The following is a 15,468-nucleotide window of genomic DNA, read 5'->3' as shown; positions in this document are numbered from 1 at the left end:
CGTCAGGCGAGTCGACCCCATCGGATCGCCACGAACCCGCAGAGCGCGATGGCGGTGGTCATCCGCTTCCACAGACGCACCATCGCGAGCTCGAGGATGATGCCGATGCGGTCCGCGCAGGTGGTGGCCTCCGCCAGCGCCATGCGGTCATAGACCAGGGCTGGGTCGCTGAGGATTTCGTCGAGCCTCAGTCCTGATATCGCCTGATCAGGCGTCAGGCCGAGTTCCGGCAGCCAGGTGAGCCGCCAACGGCCATCGCCCCCGAGAACCGCCCGCTCAGGCGTCTTGTCGCTGCTCATGATCCGATTCGTGCGGTAGATCGTCATCACTGCCTCCTCGGCCGTCAGCTTGCGGCGTCCACCTTCCACGATCCTCGGAAATCGACGCAGACAACAGCTGGCGACGTGGCCGACATCGGAATATCATCGATGAATTTCGAGGTGAAGGCCAAAACTTTCGAGCGATCACGATCGAAGCGACCCACCGGCACGCCAGCCAGCTACCGCCCAGCACTGCGGTGGGAGTACTAGCTCCGGTCGAAGGCCGTGAGGATCTGTTCGGCAGCGAGGGCGGGGGTGAGGGTGCCGGCGCGGACAGCCGATTCCACTTGCGCGCGAACATCTTTCACGTTCGGATTGTCGGCCAGGCGACGCAGGATCTGATCGTGGACCATGGTCCAGGTCCAGTCGACCTGCTGGCGGCGACGCTTCTCGGCGAATTCTCCCGCCTCGGTGAGCACCCGACGGTGATCGAGGACGGTGCCCCAGAACTTGTCGAGGCCGACACCTTCCAGGCCGCTCATGGTGAGCACCGGCGGTTTCCACAGTGCGTCGTGCGGGTGGATCAGGCGCAGCGCGCCCGCCAGTTCGCGGGCCGCGCCTTTCGCCTCGATCTCGTGTTTGCCGTCGGCCTTGTTGACCGCGACGAGTTCGGCGAGTTCCAGGACGCCCTTCTTGATGCCCTGCAACTGATCTCCGGTACGGGCCAGGGTGAGGAAGCAGAACACGTCGACCATATTGGCGACCGTCACCTCGGACTGGCCGACGCCGACGGTCTCCACCAGGATCACGTCGTAGCCAGCGGCTTCCAGGAGCACGATAGTCTCGCGAGTCGCCTTGGCCACGCCACCGAGGGTGCCCGCGGTGGGCGAAGGCCGGATGAACGCGTCGGCCTCCAGGGACAACCGCGCCATCCGCGTCTTGTCACCCAGGATCGAGCCACCGGTGCGGGTCGAGGACGGGTCAACCGCGAGAACCGCGACCCGATGGCCCTGGTCCAGGAGATACATGCCGAGCGCGTCGATGAACGTGGACTTGCCGACGCCGGGAACGCCGGTGATGCCGACCCGGTTCGAGACGACACTGCCCGGTTCCGCGGCCACCCGCAGCAGCAGTTGCTGCGCGAGTTCCCGATGATCGGAGCGGGTGGATTCGACCAGGGTGATCGCGCGGGCCAGCGCCGATCGCTGTCCCGCTCTGACCTCGTCGGCGAGCACGTCGACGTCGATCGTCCGGCGAACACCCGTGGCGGTGCGCCCCTCGTTACGTGGCGAGCCGACGCCCGCGGTGGTCCCGAGCCGAGGGTGCGCTTCGGCACCCCCGGCCCCCTGTGCGGCGTTGCTCATTCGGCTGCGCCGCCACCGATCTCGTGCCCGAGCGCCGCGCCCAGCTTCTTCAGCAGGTCGATGGCCGCGTCGGCGATGACGGTGCCGGGCGGGAAGATCGCGGCGGCACCGGCTTCGTAGAGCTCGTCGAAGTCACCGGGCGGGATCACACCGCCGACGATGACCATGATGTCGGGACGACCGACATCGGCCAGTGCCTGCCGCAGGGCGGGCACCAGCGTGAGGTGACCGGCGGCCAGCGAGGACACACCGACGATGTGCACGTCGTTGTCGGCCGCTTGGCGCGCCACCTCTTCGGGCGTCTGGAACAGCGGGCCCACGTCGACATCCATGCCGAGGTCGGCGAACGCCGTCGCGATCACCTTCTGGCCGCGGTCATGCCCGTCCTGGCCCATCTTGGCGACCAGGATGCGGGGACGACGGCCCTCGGCCTCGCCGAACTCCTCGACCAGCGCGATGGCGGCGCCGATGTTGGATGCCTTGCCTGCTTCGTCACGGTACACACCGGACAGGGTACGGATTTCGGCCTGATGGCGGCCGTACACCTTCTCCAGCGCGTCGGAGATCTCACCGACGGTCGCCTTGGCACGGGCGGCGTTGATGGCCAGCGCGAGGAGATTGTTCTCCATGCCGCCCTCGGAAGCCGATGCCGCCCGGGTCAATTCGGCCAGTGCCTGCTCCACCGCGACCGAATCACGTTCGGCGCGAAGCCGTTCCAGCTTCTCGATCTGCTCGGCACGCACCCGCGAGTTCTCGACCTTGAGGACCTCGACCGCGTGGTCCTCTTCGACCTGGTACTTGTTGACGCCGATCACCGGCTGCTGGCCGGTGTCGATCCGCGCCTGGGTCCGCGCGGCGGCCTCTTCGATGCGCAGCTTCGGAATACCTTCCGAGATCGCCTGCGCCATACCGCCGTGCGCCTCGACCTCGGCGATGTGGGCGCGGGCCCGCTCGGCGAGCTGATGGGTGAGCCACTCGACGTAGTACGAGCCGCCCCACGGGTCGATCGGGCGGGTGGTGTTGGATTCCTGCTGAATGAGCAGCTGGGTGTTGCGGGCGATGCGGGCGGAGAAGTCCGTCGGCAGGGCCAGCGCCTCGTCGAGTGCGTTGGTGTGCAGCGACTGGGTGTGCCCCTGGGTCGCGGCCATCGCCTCGATACAGGTGCGCGCCACATTGTTGTAGGCGTCCTGCGCGGTCAACGACCAGCCCGAGGTCTGCGAATGTGTGCGCAGCGACAGCGATTTCGCGCTCTTGGGTTCGAACTTGGACACCAGTTCGCTCCACAGCAGACGCCCGGCGCGCAGCTTGGCGACCTCCATGAAGAAGTTCATGCCGATGGCCCAGAAGAACGAAAGGCGCGGCGCGAACTTGTCGACGTCCATGCCCGCGGCGATACCGGCGCGGATGTACTCCACCCCGTCGGCGAGGGTGTAGGCCAGCTCCAGATCGGCTGTCGCACCGGCCTCTTGGATGTGGTAGCCGGAGATCGAGATCGAGTTGAACTTCGGCATCTTCGCGCTGGTGAAGGCGAAGATATCGGAGATGATCCGCATCGAGGGCTTGGGCGGGTAGATGTAGGTGTTGCGGACCATGAACTCTTTCAGAATGTCGTTCTGAATGGTTCCGGCCAGCTGTTCGGGCGTCACGCCCTGCTCCTCGGCGGCGACGACGTAGAGCGCCAGGATCGGCAGCACCGCGCCGTTCATGGTCATCGACACCGACACCTGGTCAAGCGGGATCTGGTCGAAGAGCTGGCGCATGTCCAGAATCGAGTCGATCGCGACACCGGCCATGCCGACGTCACCTTGGACGCGGGGGTGGTCGGAGTCGTAGCCACGGTGGGTGGCGAGGTCGAACGCGACCGAGAGCCCCTTCTGTCCCGCCTGCAGGTTGCGGCGGTAGAAGGCGTTGGAGTCCGCGGCGGTCGAAAAACCCGCGTACTGGCGGATCGTCCACGGCTGGTTCACGTACATGGTCGGGTACGGGCCACGGAGGAACGGCGCGACGCCGGGCACCGTGTCGAGCGGATAGCCTTGCGCGACAACAGCATCCCGATCGGCCTTGGTGAACACCGGCGGAACGTCGATACCCTCCGGGGTCGACCAGACCAGCTGCTCGGCAGTGGTGTGGTTCGCCGTCGCGGCATCGGCCACGAAGGCGCGCACCTGCTCGGCGTCGACGTCGGCGGACGTGGGCGCGTGGTCGGTAAGCGGCACCTCGGCGAAACTACCGATGACGTGCTCGATATCGGATGTGGTCATCAGGCTCCCACCTTCTCCAGCAGCTGCGACAGGACCGCGACCGCGTCGATACGCAGGGCGAGGTACCCGTCGGGACGCTGCGTCCCGCTGTATTGCTCGACCGACTTCTCCGCACCGGCCAGCAGCACGGTCTCCACGCCCGCGGCACGCAGGGCGTCGGTCGCGGCTCCCGCCTGTTCGGCGTAGCGCTTGTCGGCACCGCACAGCACCGCGATGCGCGCACCGGATTCGGTTGCGGCGGTGGCGATGTCATCGATCGCGAGCGGACCGGGGTTGACCGATTCGATGCCGCCCGAGGCCAGGACGTTCGCGGTGAAGATGGTGCGCGCGTTGTGCTCGGCCACCAGGCCCAGCGGCACGATCAGCGCCTTCGGCCGGGCGCCGTTGGCCGCCAGGTAGGCGTCGGAACGGTTGCGCAGCGCTTCGAAGGCGGCACCGTAGCGCGCGTTCGGGCCGGGTTCACGGGCCTGCTCCGACAGCGGGGTCTCGGCGAGGTTGGGGAACTCGTTGACGCCGGTGACCGCGGTCCGGCGATGGGCGATGTCGGCGGCGCGCGTGGCAGCGGTCTCGGCGATCCGGGCCGCGAGCACACCGGCGTCGAGCGCGGCGAGATACCCACCCGCCGACTCGAGCTCCTGCATGAATGCCCATGCCTTGGCGGCGAGTTCGTCGGTCAGCTTGTCGACGTACCAGGAACCGGCGGCCGGGTCCTGCACGTGCCCGAGGCGCGATTCCTCGAGCAGCAGCAGCTGGGTATTGCGAGCCAGGCGCTGGGAGAACGTCGTGGAGACGCCGAGTTCGCCCGCGGGCAGCGCCGCGTCGAAGGGCAGCACGGTCACCGAATCGGCGCCGCCGACGCCGGCGCCGAACGCTGCCAGGGTGGTGCGCAACAGGTTCACCCAGGGGTCACGCTGGGTCATCATGGCGGCCGAGGTGATCGCGTGCTGCGGCGCGGCGCCGAAGGCGGGCGCACCGGAGACCTGGGCGACTCGGGCCCACAGCCGCCGGGCGGCCCGGAATTTCACGATGGTGGCGAACTGGTCGTCGGTGGCCGCGAAGCGGAACTCGAGCTGGTCGAACGCGTCGGCGATGTCGACCCCGGCGCCGGTGAGCAAACGCAGGTAGGCCAGACCGGCCGCGACGGCCGCGCCCACTTCCTGCGCGTCGGCGGCACCGGCGTTGTGGAAGGCGATGCCGTCCACCGTGATCGCGCGGACGGTCTCGGGCCGGGCGATCGCGCGCACGGCCAGCGCCACGGCCTCGGCCTGGTCGACATCTTCGGCGCCGGTGAAGGCGTTGGTCAGCGGGGCGGCGCCGAGGCCGACCCGGATCTGCGCGCGATCGGCGATCGAATAGCCGTCGAGCACCTCGTACACCCGCTCGGCGGCAGCACCGGTGGCCGCTCCGGCGACCAACGTCAGCGGGGCCAGTTCGAACAGCAGGCCACGCAGCGCGACAGGGATGTCGTCGACGGCGACGCCGTAGGCGCCCACGCCGAGCGCGATCGCGCTCACGCCGTTCTCCAGACCGGTCAGGATCGCCCGGTTGGTGGCCTCGGCGTCGTCCTGACCGGCGAAGGCGCCGACGAACCAGCCGCGCTGCGGGTCACGGGTGGCGTCGCCACCACGCACGTACGGGAAGGCGCCGGGCAGCGGCTGCTCGGGCAGCTCGTCGCGGCGGGTGTAGAGCGGGGCGATCGTCAGCCCGTCATAGGTGGTCTCGTCGAGCAGATGTTCCGGTTCGGCGGGGAGCTCGGAAGCCTCGACCCGTCGCGCTTTCGCCAGCACACCCGCCACACCCTTGCGCCACGCGGCGTACTCGGGCACCGGATCCGGCGCGAGCCCCGCCCCGGACTCTGAACCAATCGGCATAGCTGCTGTTCTCTCTTCCATTCGACGACCGCACCCCGGCGTGCTGCCGGTCCGTGAAATCCCACAAACGGGCCCACAGCGAACCAGGATGTGTCCGGTTCCCTGATGATGCTAACTGTGACAGGGTGTCCACCCACTCGGGCCATCCCCTACCGGCCGGTACGCTTACCCGGGTGCCCCGCCTGCTCCGTTCCCCGCGCCTGCTCATCGCCATGGCCGGGCTCGCCGCGCTGTTCGTGCTGGCGATGATGGTTCCGTTGCCGGGCCCGCAGCAGATCCGCGACTGGGCCGGCGGCGCCGGGCCGCTGTTGCCGTTGCTGTTCTTCCTCTTCTACGCGGTCGCCGCCGTCGCCCCCGTTCCGCGCACCGTGCTCACCGTGACCAGCGGCGTGCTGTTCGGTCCGGTCCTCGGGTCGGCCATCGCGATGGCCGCGACCGGTGTCAGCGCGACCGCGGCGCTGCTCGGGGTGCGCGCGCTGGGGCGCGACCGGGTCGCCCGGCACCTCACGCATCCGGCGGTGCGGGCGATCGACGATCGGCTGGCCCGGCGCGGGTGGCTCGCGGTCGCCGCGATCCGGATGATCTCCTTCGCGCCGTTCTCGATCGTCAACTACTGCTGCGGACTGTCCTCGGTCCGGGTCTCTCCCTATCTTGTCGCGACACTGGCCGGTTCGGCACCCGGCACGATCGCCACGGTTGTCTTGGCCGGTTCACTGGCGGGCGGCACCCATCCTGCCGCGATCATCGTGTCGGCCATCTGCCTGTCGATCGGGCTGGTCGGCCTGATCGTCGACCTCCGGCTACCGGTCGACGCGCCGGTCCTCGAGCCGGAACCCGCCACCCCCTGACCGACCGCGCGCCTCGGCCGGAGCGGTCCCGATCTGTTCCGCTGATGTGAACTAAAACCCCATTACTCCAGGGGCAACTGGTCTAGGTTGTGATTCGAAACAAATCTGAAAGTGATCTTCTTCACACCTTCCAATTGTGACTTAACAATATTTCAGATAACTCTCAGAGTTATAGACTCGGAATAGCCCAGGGTTCGCCAGCTACATCCGGTGCGGGATCCAGAGCAACACCCGGTGACGCGCCCGCGACCACCGAATCCCCTTCGCGCCGTTTCTCGGCTTGCATTCCCCATGAGGTGACCCGCCATGGAATACACCCATCTCTCCGAATTCCGGATTCGCTGCGGCGACCTGGTGATCTGGACCCCCGAACTCACCTCGTCCGAGACCTGGCACGACGACGAACGCCCCCTCGCCAGCGTCCACGAGCAGTACCTCGGCTTCCTCGATCCCGACGACGCCCGCCCTGGTCGCGGCCGCTCCTCGAGCTGCGCACCCTTTACACCGCGGTCACCACCGGCGGCGAGATCCGCGACTCGGCCACCTTCGGCAGCCCGGCCGACTACGCCGTCATCGAGCGCGCGGCGGCCGAGGAACTCGACCCCGAATCCCCCGCCGTCGCGGTGTGGCGTGAATTCCTCGGTGCGCCGGGCTCGCCCATGCCCCGCTTCGCCGCGGATCAGGTCACCGTCCTGGACGGTGAGCACGCCCAGCCCAGCGTGTCGCGCACCCTGATCGGCATCGACCAGCTCGAGGAAATCGAGGCCGCGCTCGATCGCATGAAGCACCGGCTCTCGGTGACGGTGTTCGCGGCGTTGGCGATGGCCTCCCGGGAAACCTTCGGCGACAACCGGTTCCGCACGGTCATGCCGATCGCCACCCGGCCCGACCTCACCTGGCTCGAATCGATGGGCTGGTTCGTCAATGTCGTGCCGGTCGACATCACCCTGCCCGCGGGCGCGGACATGGCGGTCGCGCTGACCGCGACCCGCGCCTCGCTCAAGCGTGCCCATCTCTGCGACGACGCCTCCTGGGGCCGTTCGCTGGCGATGGCCGGTGCCGTAGAAGGACCGACCTACGGTGCGTCCTTCCTCGACATCCGCATGCTTCCGGACTACGAATTGGTCGCCGAACTGCGTGGACGCACCTTGCGCGCCGTCTCGTACTCCACCGAAGAGGTGTATTTCTGGGTCGTACGCGGCCCCGACGGCCTCTATGTCTCTACCCGTCACCCCGCGGGCCTGCCGGGCGAGGTCATGGAACGCTTCCTCGCCGAGTTCGCCAGGGCGATGTACTCGGTGACCCTGGTTCCGGTCGCGACGGCGCCGGTCACCGACACCGCAGCAGCACTGAGCGCGGGCTGAGCATGCGTGCGCTGCTGGCCTTCACCGGGAGCCGGGGCGATGCCCAGCCCGGCATTCTCCTGGCCCGCGAGCTGGTGGCTCGCGGGCACTCGGTGACGCTCGCGCTGTCCCCCAATCTCGTCGGCTTCGCCACCGCGCACGGCATCGCCGCCGTCGGTTTCGGTCGCGACAGCGCCGAACTGCTGCGCACCCAGCACGACGATCACCGCTTCCGCAGTCCGAATCCGCGTCAGCGGGTGCGCGCGGTGCTGGATCTGCAGCGGCGCGGGGTTGTCGAGGCGGTACGTGACCTGCTGGTTCTCGCCCCCGGTCACGACGTGGTCGTGACCGGGATGGCGGGCGAGGAAGCGGCCGAGAAGGTGGCGCGGCGCGTTGGGTTGCCGCTGGCAGCAGTGCATTTCTTTCCGATCCATCCGAATCGCTCGGTCCCGGTGGTGCCCACCGCGTGGGGCGCCAGGATCCCCGGGGCGCTCAATCGGCGGATCTGGTCGGGCCTGCGGTGGGCACGTGACGCGGCGCTGGAACAGCCGCTGTCGGAGTTCGGAATCGTGGAACATCCGCTACCCGACCGAGTTTCGATCCAGGCCTATGACGTCGAGCTGTTTCCCGGGTTAGCGGCCGAGCTGCCGGAGCGACACCCGGTGACGGGGTTCGCCGTCGATACCGCCGGATTCCTCGGCGCGCCGACCGATCCGGCGCTGACCGCGTGGATCGATGCCGGTTCGGCACCGATCTATGTCGGTTTCGGCTCGATGGCGGTCGACGATCCGGCCGCGCTGGTGACGATGTTGCGCGCGGTCTGCGCACGTCGGGGTCGCCGACTGCTGCTGGCCGCGGGGTGGGCGGGGATCGAACCGTCGCTGTCGCCCGAGCTGGCCGTCGTCGAGCAGGTCGAGCACGCTTCGATTTTCCCGCGCTGTGTCGCCGCGGTGCACCACGGCGGTGCGGGAACTACCGCCGCCGCGTTGAGAGCGGGTGTCCCACAGGTGATCTGCGCTGTCCAGGCCGATCAGCCGTACTGGGGCCGGGCGTTGGCGCGGCGCGGCCTGGCGGGCACCGTGCGCGCCGCCGAGCTCACCGAGACCGCGCTCACCACTCTGCTCGACCGAGTCGCCGATCCGAACGTGGTGTCGCGGGCGGCCGCCTACGCGAGCCGGTTCGCCTGCGACGGCGTAGCGCGTGCTGTCGACGAGGTGGAATCCCTTGCCGCCCTGTCGTTCCCGACACCAGTTTCCAGCCACGCCGGGAGGCCGCAGTGAGCACCGAAATCGCCGTTCGCACCACCGGACTCGGCAAGTCCTACGGAGACTTCGCCGCGGTCGGCAGCATAGACCTCAGCATCGCGGCCGGATCGGTGTTCGCGATGCTCGGTCCCAACGGCGCGGGAAAGACCACCACCGTCCGCATGCTCGCCACGCTGCTCCGGCCGGATCGGGGTAGCGCCGAGGTGTTCGGTTACGACGTGGTGCGCGAGGCGACCGCGGTGCGCTCGATGATCGGGCTCACCGGCCAGTACGCCTCCGTCGACGAAACCCTCACCGCCGGTGAGAATCTGCGCCTGTTCGGTCGGCTGCTCGGCCTGTCGCGCCGCGAAGCGGGCAGCCGGGCCGATGAACTCCTCGAGGAATTCGAGCTCTCGGCTGTCGCGCGGCGCAGCGTCAGCGCGTTCTCCGGCGGCATGCGACGGCGCCTCGATCTGGCCGCCACGCTGATCACGGTGCCCCCCTTGATCTTCCTCGACGAGCCGACCACGGGGCTCGATCCACACACCCGCGACCGCATGTGGGGCATCGTGCGCGGGCTGGTCGAGCGCGGCGCCACCGTGCTGCTCACCACCCAGTACCTCGAAGAAGCCGACGCGCTGGCCGACCGGATCGCGGTCATCGACCGTGGCACGCTCGTCGCCGACGGCACCCCCGCCGAACTCAAGTCCTCCATCGGTGAGCAGGTGCTGCGCTTGGACATCCGCGACACCACCGACCTGCGCCGCGCCGAGGCGCTGATCCAGGACATCACCGGCGACGTGCCCGAGGGTTCGTCGACGGGGACGTTGACGATCGCGTTGCGCGACGTCACCCGCGGCGCCGATATCGTCGCCGCGTGCCGAGACGAGGGCATCGCGCTGCGCGGGTTCGCGGTGGACCGACCCGATCTCAACGAGGTGTTCCTCTCGCTGACCGGGCACGCACGCACCGTGGACGCGAGATGACCACCCTTCGCGAAAGCTCGAGGACCACCATGACCCGCACGGCCGAGATGCCTCGCCAGGTGGTGCGCACGCCACGCGTGACCCGTGTCAGTCCGCTTGCCGCGCTGCATCATTCGCTGATGATGGCGTGGCGCGGACTGCTCACCTTCCGGCACAGCCCGCAACTGCTCTACGACGCCGTACTGCTCCCGATCGTCGGCCCGGTGCTGTTCGGCAGCATCTTCGGTACCGCCATCGCGGGCAGCATGGCCGCGTACCTGCCGATCATGATCCCCGGCGTGCTGGTCCAGATCGTGCTCACGTCCTCGGTCGCGACCGGTGTGCAACTGTCCGAGGACATCCACTCGGGCGTCTTCGACCGCTTCGTCGCCATGCCGATCGCCCGCTCCGCACCGGTTGCCGGGGCATTGCTGGCCGGTGCCGTGCGCTATCTCATCGCCGCGACCACGGTCGTGATCGTCGGTTTCTGCCTGGGTTACCGGCCCGAGCACACCGCCGGTTTCCTGGCGGGCGCGGTGCTGGTCGTGTTCGCCACCACCGCGATCAGCTGGTTGTTCGCGTTCATCGGCGCCACCATCGCCCGTCCCGCCGCCGTGCAGGGCATGTCCATGCTGGTGCTCACCTTCCTCGGCTTCGCCTCCAACGCCCTGGTGCCCGAGGAATCCATGCCCACCTGGATGCGCCACGTCTCCGACCTGAACCCGGTGTCCTACCTGGTCTCCGCGGTGCGCACGCTCGCCGCGGAGGGCACGATCGGCGCCGACGCCTGGTGGTCGCTGGTCGCCTCGGTGATCGTCGTCGCTGTTTTCGCGCCACTGACCGTGCGCACTCTCCGTTCCCGATAGGCGTACTTCCGCCTTCGCTCCCGCCCTGCGCAGCTGAGGAACGCTGTCGCGCCGACGCCCGTCAGGAGTCCATCGATGACTGTCATCTCCCCCGCCGTCGCAGTGACCACCGAGCTCAACCGGATCACCGCCGACGACGACCTGTTCTTCAAGCTGCACAGCCTCTACCCGAATGCGCTGGTCAACCAGCTGGCGTACCGCTTCGACACCGCGCTTGGCCGGGACCTGCTCGACGACTGGCACGCGCATCTGGCGACCGGTTTCATCGCGCGACGGGTCCGCACCACCCGCTTCCCGATCGCCCGCGCGCACTGGGAGCCAGCCACCGAGTCCCTCCCGCTGCGCTGGTCGGACACGCCGATTCCCGAGGACCGGATTCTCGACTGGTTCCTCGAGCAGGCCGCCGTCGAATTCGACCCCGAACGCGGACTCGTGTGGCAGCTCGCGGGCGCGCCCCTCGAATCCGGCGGCACCGTGATCACCTTGGTTGCCTCACATGTCGCGTGCGACGGCGGCGCCATGATGCACGCGATCGTCGACTCCCTCGATCGGCTCAACCGCGGGGAGTCACCCGACCGCCTCGCCAGCGCGGGCAGGCTCGTCGGCCCGGTGGCGGGTGCGGGCCGCTTCGCCGCCGACCTCGCCGATGCCCGCCGCCAACTCGGGGCCCTCGCGCGTGGTGTGCGTGCGGCGCGCCGGTCGCGCGGTGTCAGTGAACCGGCCCGCAATCCCCGCCCGGCCGTGCCACGACTGGCCCATGCCGACACCTGGCAGGCCGCCGAGGCCATCGTCCAGCTCGATCTCGCCGCGTGGGACGCCGTTGCGGCCGACCACGGCGGAACCACCAACGGCCTGCTGATCGGCGTCGCGGTCGGGCTGCTCGGTCGCAGCGGCCGCATCGCCGACGGTGCCGAGGTCCGTGTCGACATTCCGCATTCGATGCGCGAGGCCGACGACCCACGCGCCAACGCCACCACCGGGCTGCCGATCAGCGTCGGCTACCGCGCGGGCGAACGCGCCGATCTGCCCGCGGTCCGCGCCGCTCTCAAAGCGGCGGGCCTTGCCTACCGCGACCCCGCGACCGTCCCGCCGATCCAGCACCTGCAACCGGTGCAGATGCTGTTGCCGAAGGTGGTACTGCACAAGTTCGCCCGCACCGCCAAGGCGCCGGAATGCCTGTGCACCAACATGGGTCGCACCGCGCAGAACATCGCGGTCCTCGGTTCGCACCGTGCGCGCGACGTCATCATGCGCCCGGTGGTCAATCCCGGGCCGGTCGAGTTGTTCCGTCAGGTCGAGCTCGGCGTCAATCTCGCCTTCTCCTGCGATGACGACACCGTGACACTCGTGGTCACCGGCGGCGACCCCGACCGTTTCCCCACCCGCGCCGCGTTGCGCGAACTGCTGGCCGCCGAGTTCGCCGACTGGGGGCTGACGCCGCGGTTCTGGTGACGAGTCAGGAGGCTTCCTCGACGAATTCGGCGGCGCTGTCGGCCTTTTCGATGCGCAAGGTGAACCGGAACCCGCACGAGGCCTCGAGCGAAGTGGAGCCCGCCTGCGGGCGATTGCGCACCTCGATTCTCACGTCGAGGTCGTCGAACCCGACGTGGAACGGTTCCGCCATCCACAACTGGGTGTGCCAGGCGGTCTGCCCGGCGAGCACATCACCGGCACCGGGCCGGAAGTCGCGCAGCGGCACGCAGACCGGCGTGTAGCCGTCGGTATCGGGCGCGAGGTACAGCACCACCGGACCGTGCATTTCGAGGAGCAGTCGCAGCACGTCGAGTGCGTCGTCGCTGGCCTCGACCGCACGGTGTCGATGATGGACCTTGCGGCCGTGGGGATGTCGAACCATTGGTGCACTCCTCGCAAATTCTCGACAGTGATCGTGCTCGGAGCACACTATGGTTGCGAAAGGTTGGTCAAGGGTTGGTACCGGTCCAATCTTGCGAAGGCCTGCACCCGCGTGGCGCCGTCGCGGAATCGGATCGCGTCGGCGGCGTTGACTACTGATATGGCACTCGAATCGGTTCGCTTCTCGATCCTGGACCGCTCACGCGTACGGCGCGGGCAGGACCACGCCGACGCCCTGCGCGAGACCGTCGCGTTCGCGGCGCTCGCCGAGCAGTGGGGCTATCACCGGTTCTGGGTCGCCGAGCATCACAGCGTCCCCGGAGTCGCCGGAACGGCGCCGACCGTGCTCGCGGCCGCGGTCGCGGCGGCAACCTCGCGAATCCGGGTCGGCACCGGTGGGGTGATGCTGCCCAACCATCAACCACTCGTCGTCGCCGAGCAGTTCGGTGTGCTCGCAGCGCTGTTCCCGGGACGGATCGACATGGGTCTCGGCCGTTCGGTCGGGTTCACCGATGGCGTCCGCCGTGCGCTCGGTCACGGTCTCGACGAAGTCGACGATTTCGACGCGCATCTCGCCGAAGTCCTCGACTATTTCGCGGCGGGTCGAGCGGGCGTGCACGCCGGCTCCGCGGAGGGCAATGACGTCCCGGCGTTCCTGCTCGCCACCGGTTCCGGGGCCGAGCGCGCGGCACGTTTCGGACTGCCGCTGGTGATCGCGCCGATCGCGGGCACGCAAGCCATGGTGGACGCGATCGAGCGGTACCGCGCCCGGTTCCAGCCGTCGGCTCGCGTCCCACGACCGTATGTCGTCGTCTCCGCGACGGCGATGATCGCCGACTCGACCGAGCAGGCGCACCGGCTCCTCCTTCCCGAGGCCTGGGCGAGTGCCTACTCCCGCACCCACGGCGAGTTTCCCGCGCTGATCCCGCCCGGCGAAATCGACCCGGCGAGGATGACCGACCGGCAGCGCCACCTCTTCGAACAGGCGCTCGGCAACCAGCTCCACGGCACCGAGGACGAGGTGGCGGAAGCAGTGGAGAAGCTGGTCAGCCGCACCGGCGCCGATGAAGTCCTGGTGCACACCAGCACTTTCGATCGGGCGGCCCGGCTGGATTCGCATCGGCGGCTGGCTCGCGTCGTCGGTCTGGCAGGTTAGTCCGGTCGCCAAAATTCGCGAGATCGCTTCTGCTCCGAAAACAAACCCGGAAGGCCCGCAATTTATTCGACGGTGTAAACGATCGTGAGGTCACTCACTGTGCGAGTACCGTTCCGCGGCACCGCACGGCCGTGCCGACGGCCTCGGTGGCCGATAGCCTGCCCATTGCCACCTGCCGGGGAAGACGACTGAGCTGGCGCTCTGTGCCATCGATGCGGATTGCCGAAGTTGGCGTAACGGCTTGTCACACAGATGAACTCGCGGCGCGAAGTGCGCTGGATCACTGCATGCAACGGCTCCGCGCGACCGGTAGGGTTCGACTCCACCGGCGATCGGAAATCGTTCGGTACACCATTCTTCGACCGCATCCGGGAGCTCACGTGTCGCAATCGCGTTTCGAATCCATCGGGGCATATCTTCCGTCGAACATCTTGTCCACCACCGAATTGATCTCGCGGTTGAAAACGCCACCGTCGTTCGATCTGGAACGAATCACCGGCGTGAAAGAACGCCGCGTGCGCGATACCCGACCGGAATCGGTCGAGGATTCGTTCACCCTCGCCGTCAACGCCGCGCGGGACTGCCTTGCCCGATCCCGCTACGCGCCGGGCGAACTGGAGGTGATCATCTCCTGTTCGATCACCCGCAGCAATGACGGCACCCGCATGTACATGGAGCCCTCGTTCGCGTCGACGATCGCCAAGACCCTCGGCGCCGAGCGAGCGATCACCTTCGATGTCTCCAACGCCTGCGCCGGAATGCTCACCGGCACATACATTCTCGACCGGATGATTCGATCGGGCGTGGTGCGCAACGGGATGGTGGTCAGCGGTGAGGCCATCACGCCCATCGCCGAGACCGCCGTGGACGAGATCTCCGAGAAATACGATCTGCAGTTCGCCTCGCTGTCGGTGGGCGACTCCGGGTGCGCGGTCGTGCTCGACCGCGCGGTCGACGACGCCGACAAGATCCACTACGTCGAATTGCTCACCGCCGCAGAGCATTCGCACCTGTGCCTCGGCATGCCGAGCGACAAGTCGTCGGGCGTCGCGCTCTACACCGACAACCGCAAGATGCACAACGAAGCACGCTTCCTGCTCTGGCCCGACGCCCAGGGCACCTTCCTCGAACAGCAGGGCCGCGACTTCGCCGGCGAGCAGTTCGACTACCTCATTCATCACCAGTTCGGCGCTGCCGCCGTGCCGTACATCAACGCGGTAGCCGCTCGCGAGTTCGGCGCCGAGATGCCCCCGGACCTCAATGTGATCGAGAAGTACGGAAACACCTCGACCACATCGCATTTCATCGTGCTGCACGATCAGCTCGCCGACGAGAACATCGCGGCGGGATCGAAATTGCTCATGGTCCCGGCCGCCTCCGGCGTCGTCGCCGGCTTCCTGTCCGCCACCATCTCCTCCCTGAAGGTCTGAGGTTTC

The 15,468-nt window shown here is 68.3% G+C and carries 13 protein-coding genes; 8 read left to right on the top strand and 5 right to left on the bottom strand.

Annotated elements, in window-relative coordinates; translation table 11 throughout:
- Positions 1 to 2: 2 nt before the first annotated feature.
- From ACWZHB_RS10060 to ACWZHB_RS10045, 4 genes are all read right to left on the bottom strand, one after another.
- Positions 3 to 326 (bottom strand): hypothetical protein, encoded by a 324-nt coding sequence (locus ACWZHB_RS10060; RefSeq protein WP_427907662.1) that lies wholly within the window; start codon positions 324 to 326, stop codon positions 3 to 5.
- Between the two features lie 200 nt (positions 327 to 526).
- Positions 527 to 1,624, bottom strand: a complete 1,098-nt coding sequence (gene meaB / locus ACWZHB_RS10055) for a methylmalonyl Co-A mutase-associated GTPase MeaB (RefSeq protein ID WP_427907661.1) — start codon at positions 1,622 to 1,624, stop codon at positions 527 to 529.
- Positions 1,621 to 3,885: a methylmalonyl-CoA mutase gene (gene scpA / locus ACWZHB_RS10050; protein WP_427907660.1), complete on the bottom strand. Its 2,265-nt coding sequence runs from the start codon at positions 3,883 to 3,885 to the stop codon at positions 1,621 to 1,623. The genes meaB and scpA overlap by 4 nt, the downstream gene beginning before the upstream one ends.
- A complete protein-coding gene (locus ACWZHB_RS10045; protein ID WP_427907659.1) occupies positions 3,885 to 5,756 on the bottom strand; it encodes a methylmalonyl-CoA mutase family protein in 1,872 nt (623 codons plus the stop codon). The genes scpA and ACWZHB_RS10045 overlap by 1 nt, the downstream gene beginning before the upstream one ends.
- Before the next feature lie 173 nt (positions 5,757 to 5,929).
- Between ACWZHB_RS10045 and ACWZHB_RS10040 the strand changes: the two genes are divergently transcribed.
- The 6 genes from ACWZHB_RS10040 (at position 5,930) to ACWZHB_RS10015 (ending at position 12,474) form a co-directional block, all read left to right on the top strand.
- The gene (locus ACWZHB_RS10040) at positions 5,930 to 6,604 is read left to right on the top strand and encodes a TVP38/TMEM64 family protein (protein ID WP_427907658.1); all 675 of its coding nucleotides are present in this window, start codon (positions 5,930 to 5,932) and stop codon (positions 6,602 to 6,604) included.
- A 296-nt stretch (positions 6,605 to 6,900) separates the two neighbouring features.
- Positions 6,901 to 7,968: a condensation domain-containing protein gene (locus ACWZHB_RS10035; protein WP_427907657.1), complete on the top strand. Its 1,068-nt coding sequence runs from the start codon at positions 6,901 to 6,903 to the stop codon at positions 7,966 to 7,968.
- Positions 7,969 to 7,970: 2 nt separating this feature from the next.
- Positions 7,971 to 9,227 (top strand): glycosyltransferase, encoded by a 1,257-nt coding sequence (locus tag ACWZHB_RS10030; RefSeq protein ID WP_427907656.1) that lies wholly within the window; start codon positions 7,971 to 7,973, stop codon positions 9,225 to 9,227.
- Positions 9,224 to 10,177 carry an ATP-binding cassette domain-containing protein gene (locus ACWZHB_RS10025; RefSeq protein WP_427907655.1) on the top strand — a complete coding sequence of 318 codons (954 nt, stop codon included), beginning with the start codon at positions 9,224 to 9,226 and terminating at the stop codon, positions 10,175 to 10,177. The genes ACWZHB_RS10030 and ACWZHB_RS10025 overlap by 4 nt, the downstream gene beginning before the upstream one ends.
- A 29-nt stretch (positions 10,178 to 10,206) precedes the next feature.
- Complete coding sequence (locus ACWZHB_RS10020; protein WP_427907654.1) at positions 10,207 to 11,022, top strand: ABC transporter permease; 816 nt, start codon at positions 10,207 to 10,209, stop codon at positions 11,020 to 11,022.
- A 75-nt stretch (positions 11,023 to 11,097) separates the two neighbouring features.
- A complete protein-coding gene (locus ACWZHB_RS10015) occupies positions 11,098 to 12,474 on the top strand; it encodes a serine/threonine-protein kinase (RefSeq protein WP_427907653.1) in 1,377 nt (458 codons plus the stop codon).
- 4 nt (positions 12,475 to 12,478) lie between these two features.
- Here ACWZHB_RS10015 and ACWZHB_RS10010 read toward each other — a convergent pair whose 3' ends face one another.
- Positions 12,479 to 12,877, bottom strand: a complete 399-nt coding sequence (locus tag ACWZHB_RS10010; RefSeq protein WP_427907652.1) for a DUF779 domain-containing protein — start codon at positions 12,875 to 12,877, stop codon at positions 12,479 to 12,481.
- 159 nt (positions 12,878 to 13,036) lie between these two features.
- Here ACWZHB_RS10010 and ACWZHB_RS10005 point away from each other — a divergent pair, with 159 nt between their 5' ends.
- Complete coding sequence (locus ACWZHB_RS10005) at positions 13,037 to 14,032, top strand: MsnO8 family LLM class oxidoreductase (RefSeq protein WP_427907651.1); 996 nt, start codon at positions 13,037 to 13,039, stop codon at positions 14,030 to 14,032.
- 380 nt (positions 14,033 to 14,412) lie between these two features.
- A complete protein-coding gene (locus tag ACWZHB_RS10000) occupies positions 14,413 to 15,462 on the top strand; it encodes a 3-oxoacyl-ACP synthase III family protein (protein ID WP_427907650.1) in 1,050 nt (349 codons plus the stop codon).
- The last annotated feature ends 6 nt before the right edge of the window (positions 15,463 to 15,468 follow it).

It is taken from the genome of Nocardia sp. FBN12 (genome assembly GCF_054031145.1).
This window is presented reverse-complemented; position numbering and strand designations above follow the sequence as displayed.

Bases quoted from the DNA above. Each gene is read 5' to 3' on its own strand.
- ACWZHB_RS10060 (WP_427907662.1), bottom strand. From the start codon at position 326: ATGACGATCTACCGCACGAATCGGATCATGAGCAGCGACAAGACGCCT.
- meaB (WP_427907661.1), bottom strand. From the start codon at position 1,624: ATGAGCAACGCCGCACAGGGGGCCGGGGGTGCCGAAGCGCACCCTCGG.
- scpA (WP_427907660.1), bottom strand. From the start codon at position 3,885: ATGACCACATCCGATATCGAGCACGTCATCGGTAGTTTCGCCGAGGTG.
- ACWZHB_RS10045 (WP_427907659.1), bottom strand. From the start codon at position 5,756: ATGCCGATTGGTTCAGAGTCCGGGGCGGGGCTCGCGCCGGATCCGGTG.
- ACWZHB_RS10030 (WP_427907656.1), top strand. From the start codon at position 7,971: ATGCGTGCGCTGCTGGCCTTCACCGGGAGCCGGGGCGATGCCCAGCCC.
- ACWZHB_RS10020 (WP_427907654.1), top strand. From the start codon at position 10,207: ATGACCCGCACGGCCGAGATGCCTCGCCAGGTGGTGCGCACGCCACGC.
- ACWZHB_RS10015 (WP_427907653.1), top strand. From the start codon at position 11,098: ATGACTGTCATCTCCCCCGCCGTCGCAGTGACCACCGAGCTCAACCGG.
- ACWZHB_RS10010 (WP_427907652.1), bottom strand. From the start codon at position 12,877: ATGGTTCGACATCCCCACGGCCGCAAGGTCCATCATCGACACCGTGCG.
- ACWZHB_RS10005 (WP_427907651.1), top strand. From the start codon at position 13,037: ATGGCACTCGAATCGGTTCGCTTCTCGATCCTGGACCGCTCACGCGTA.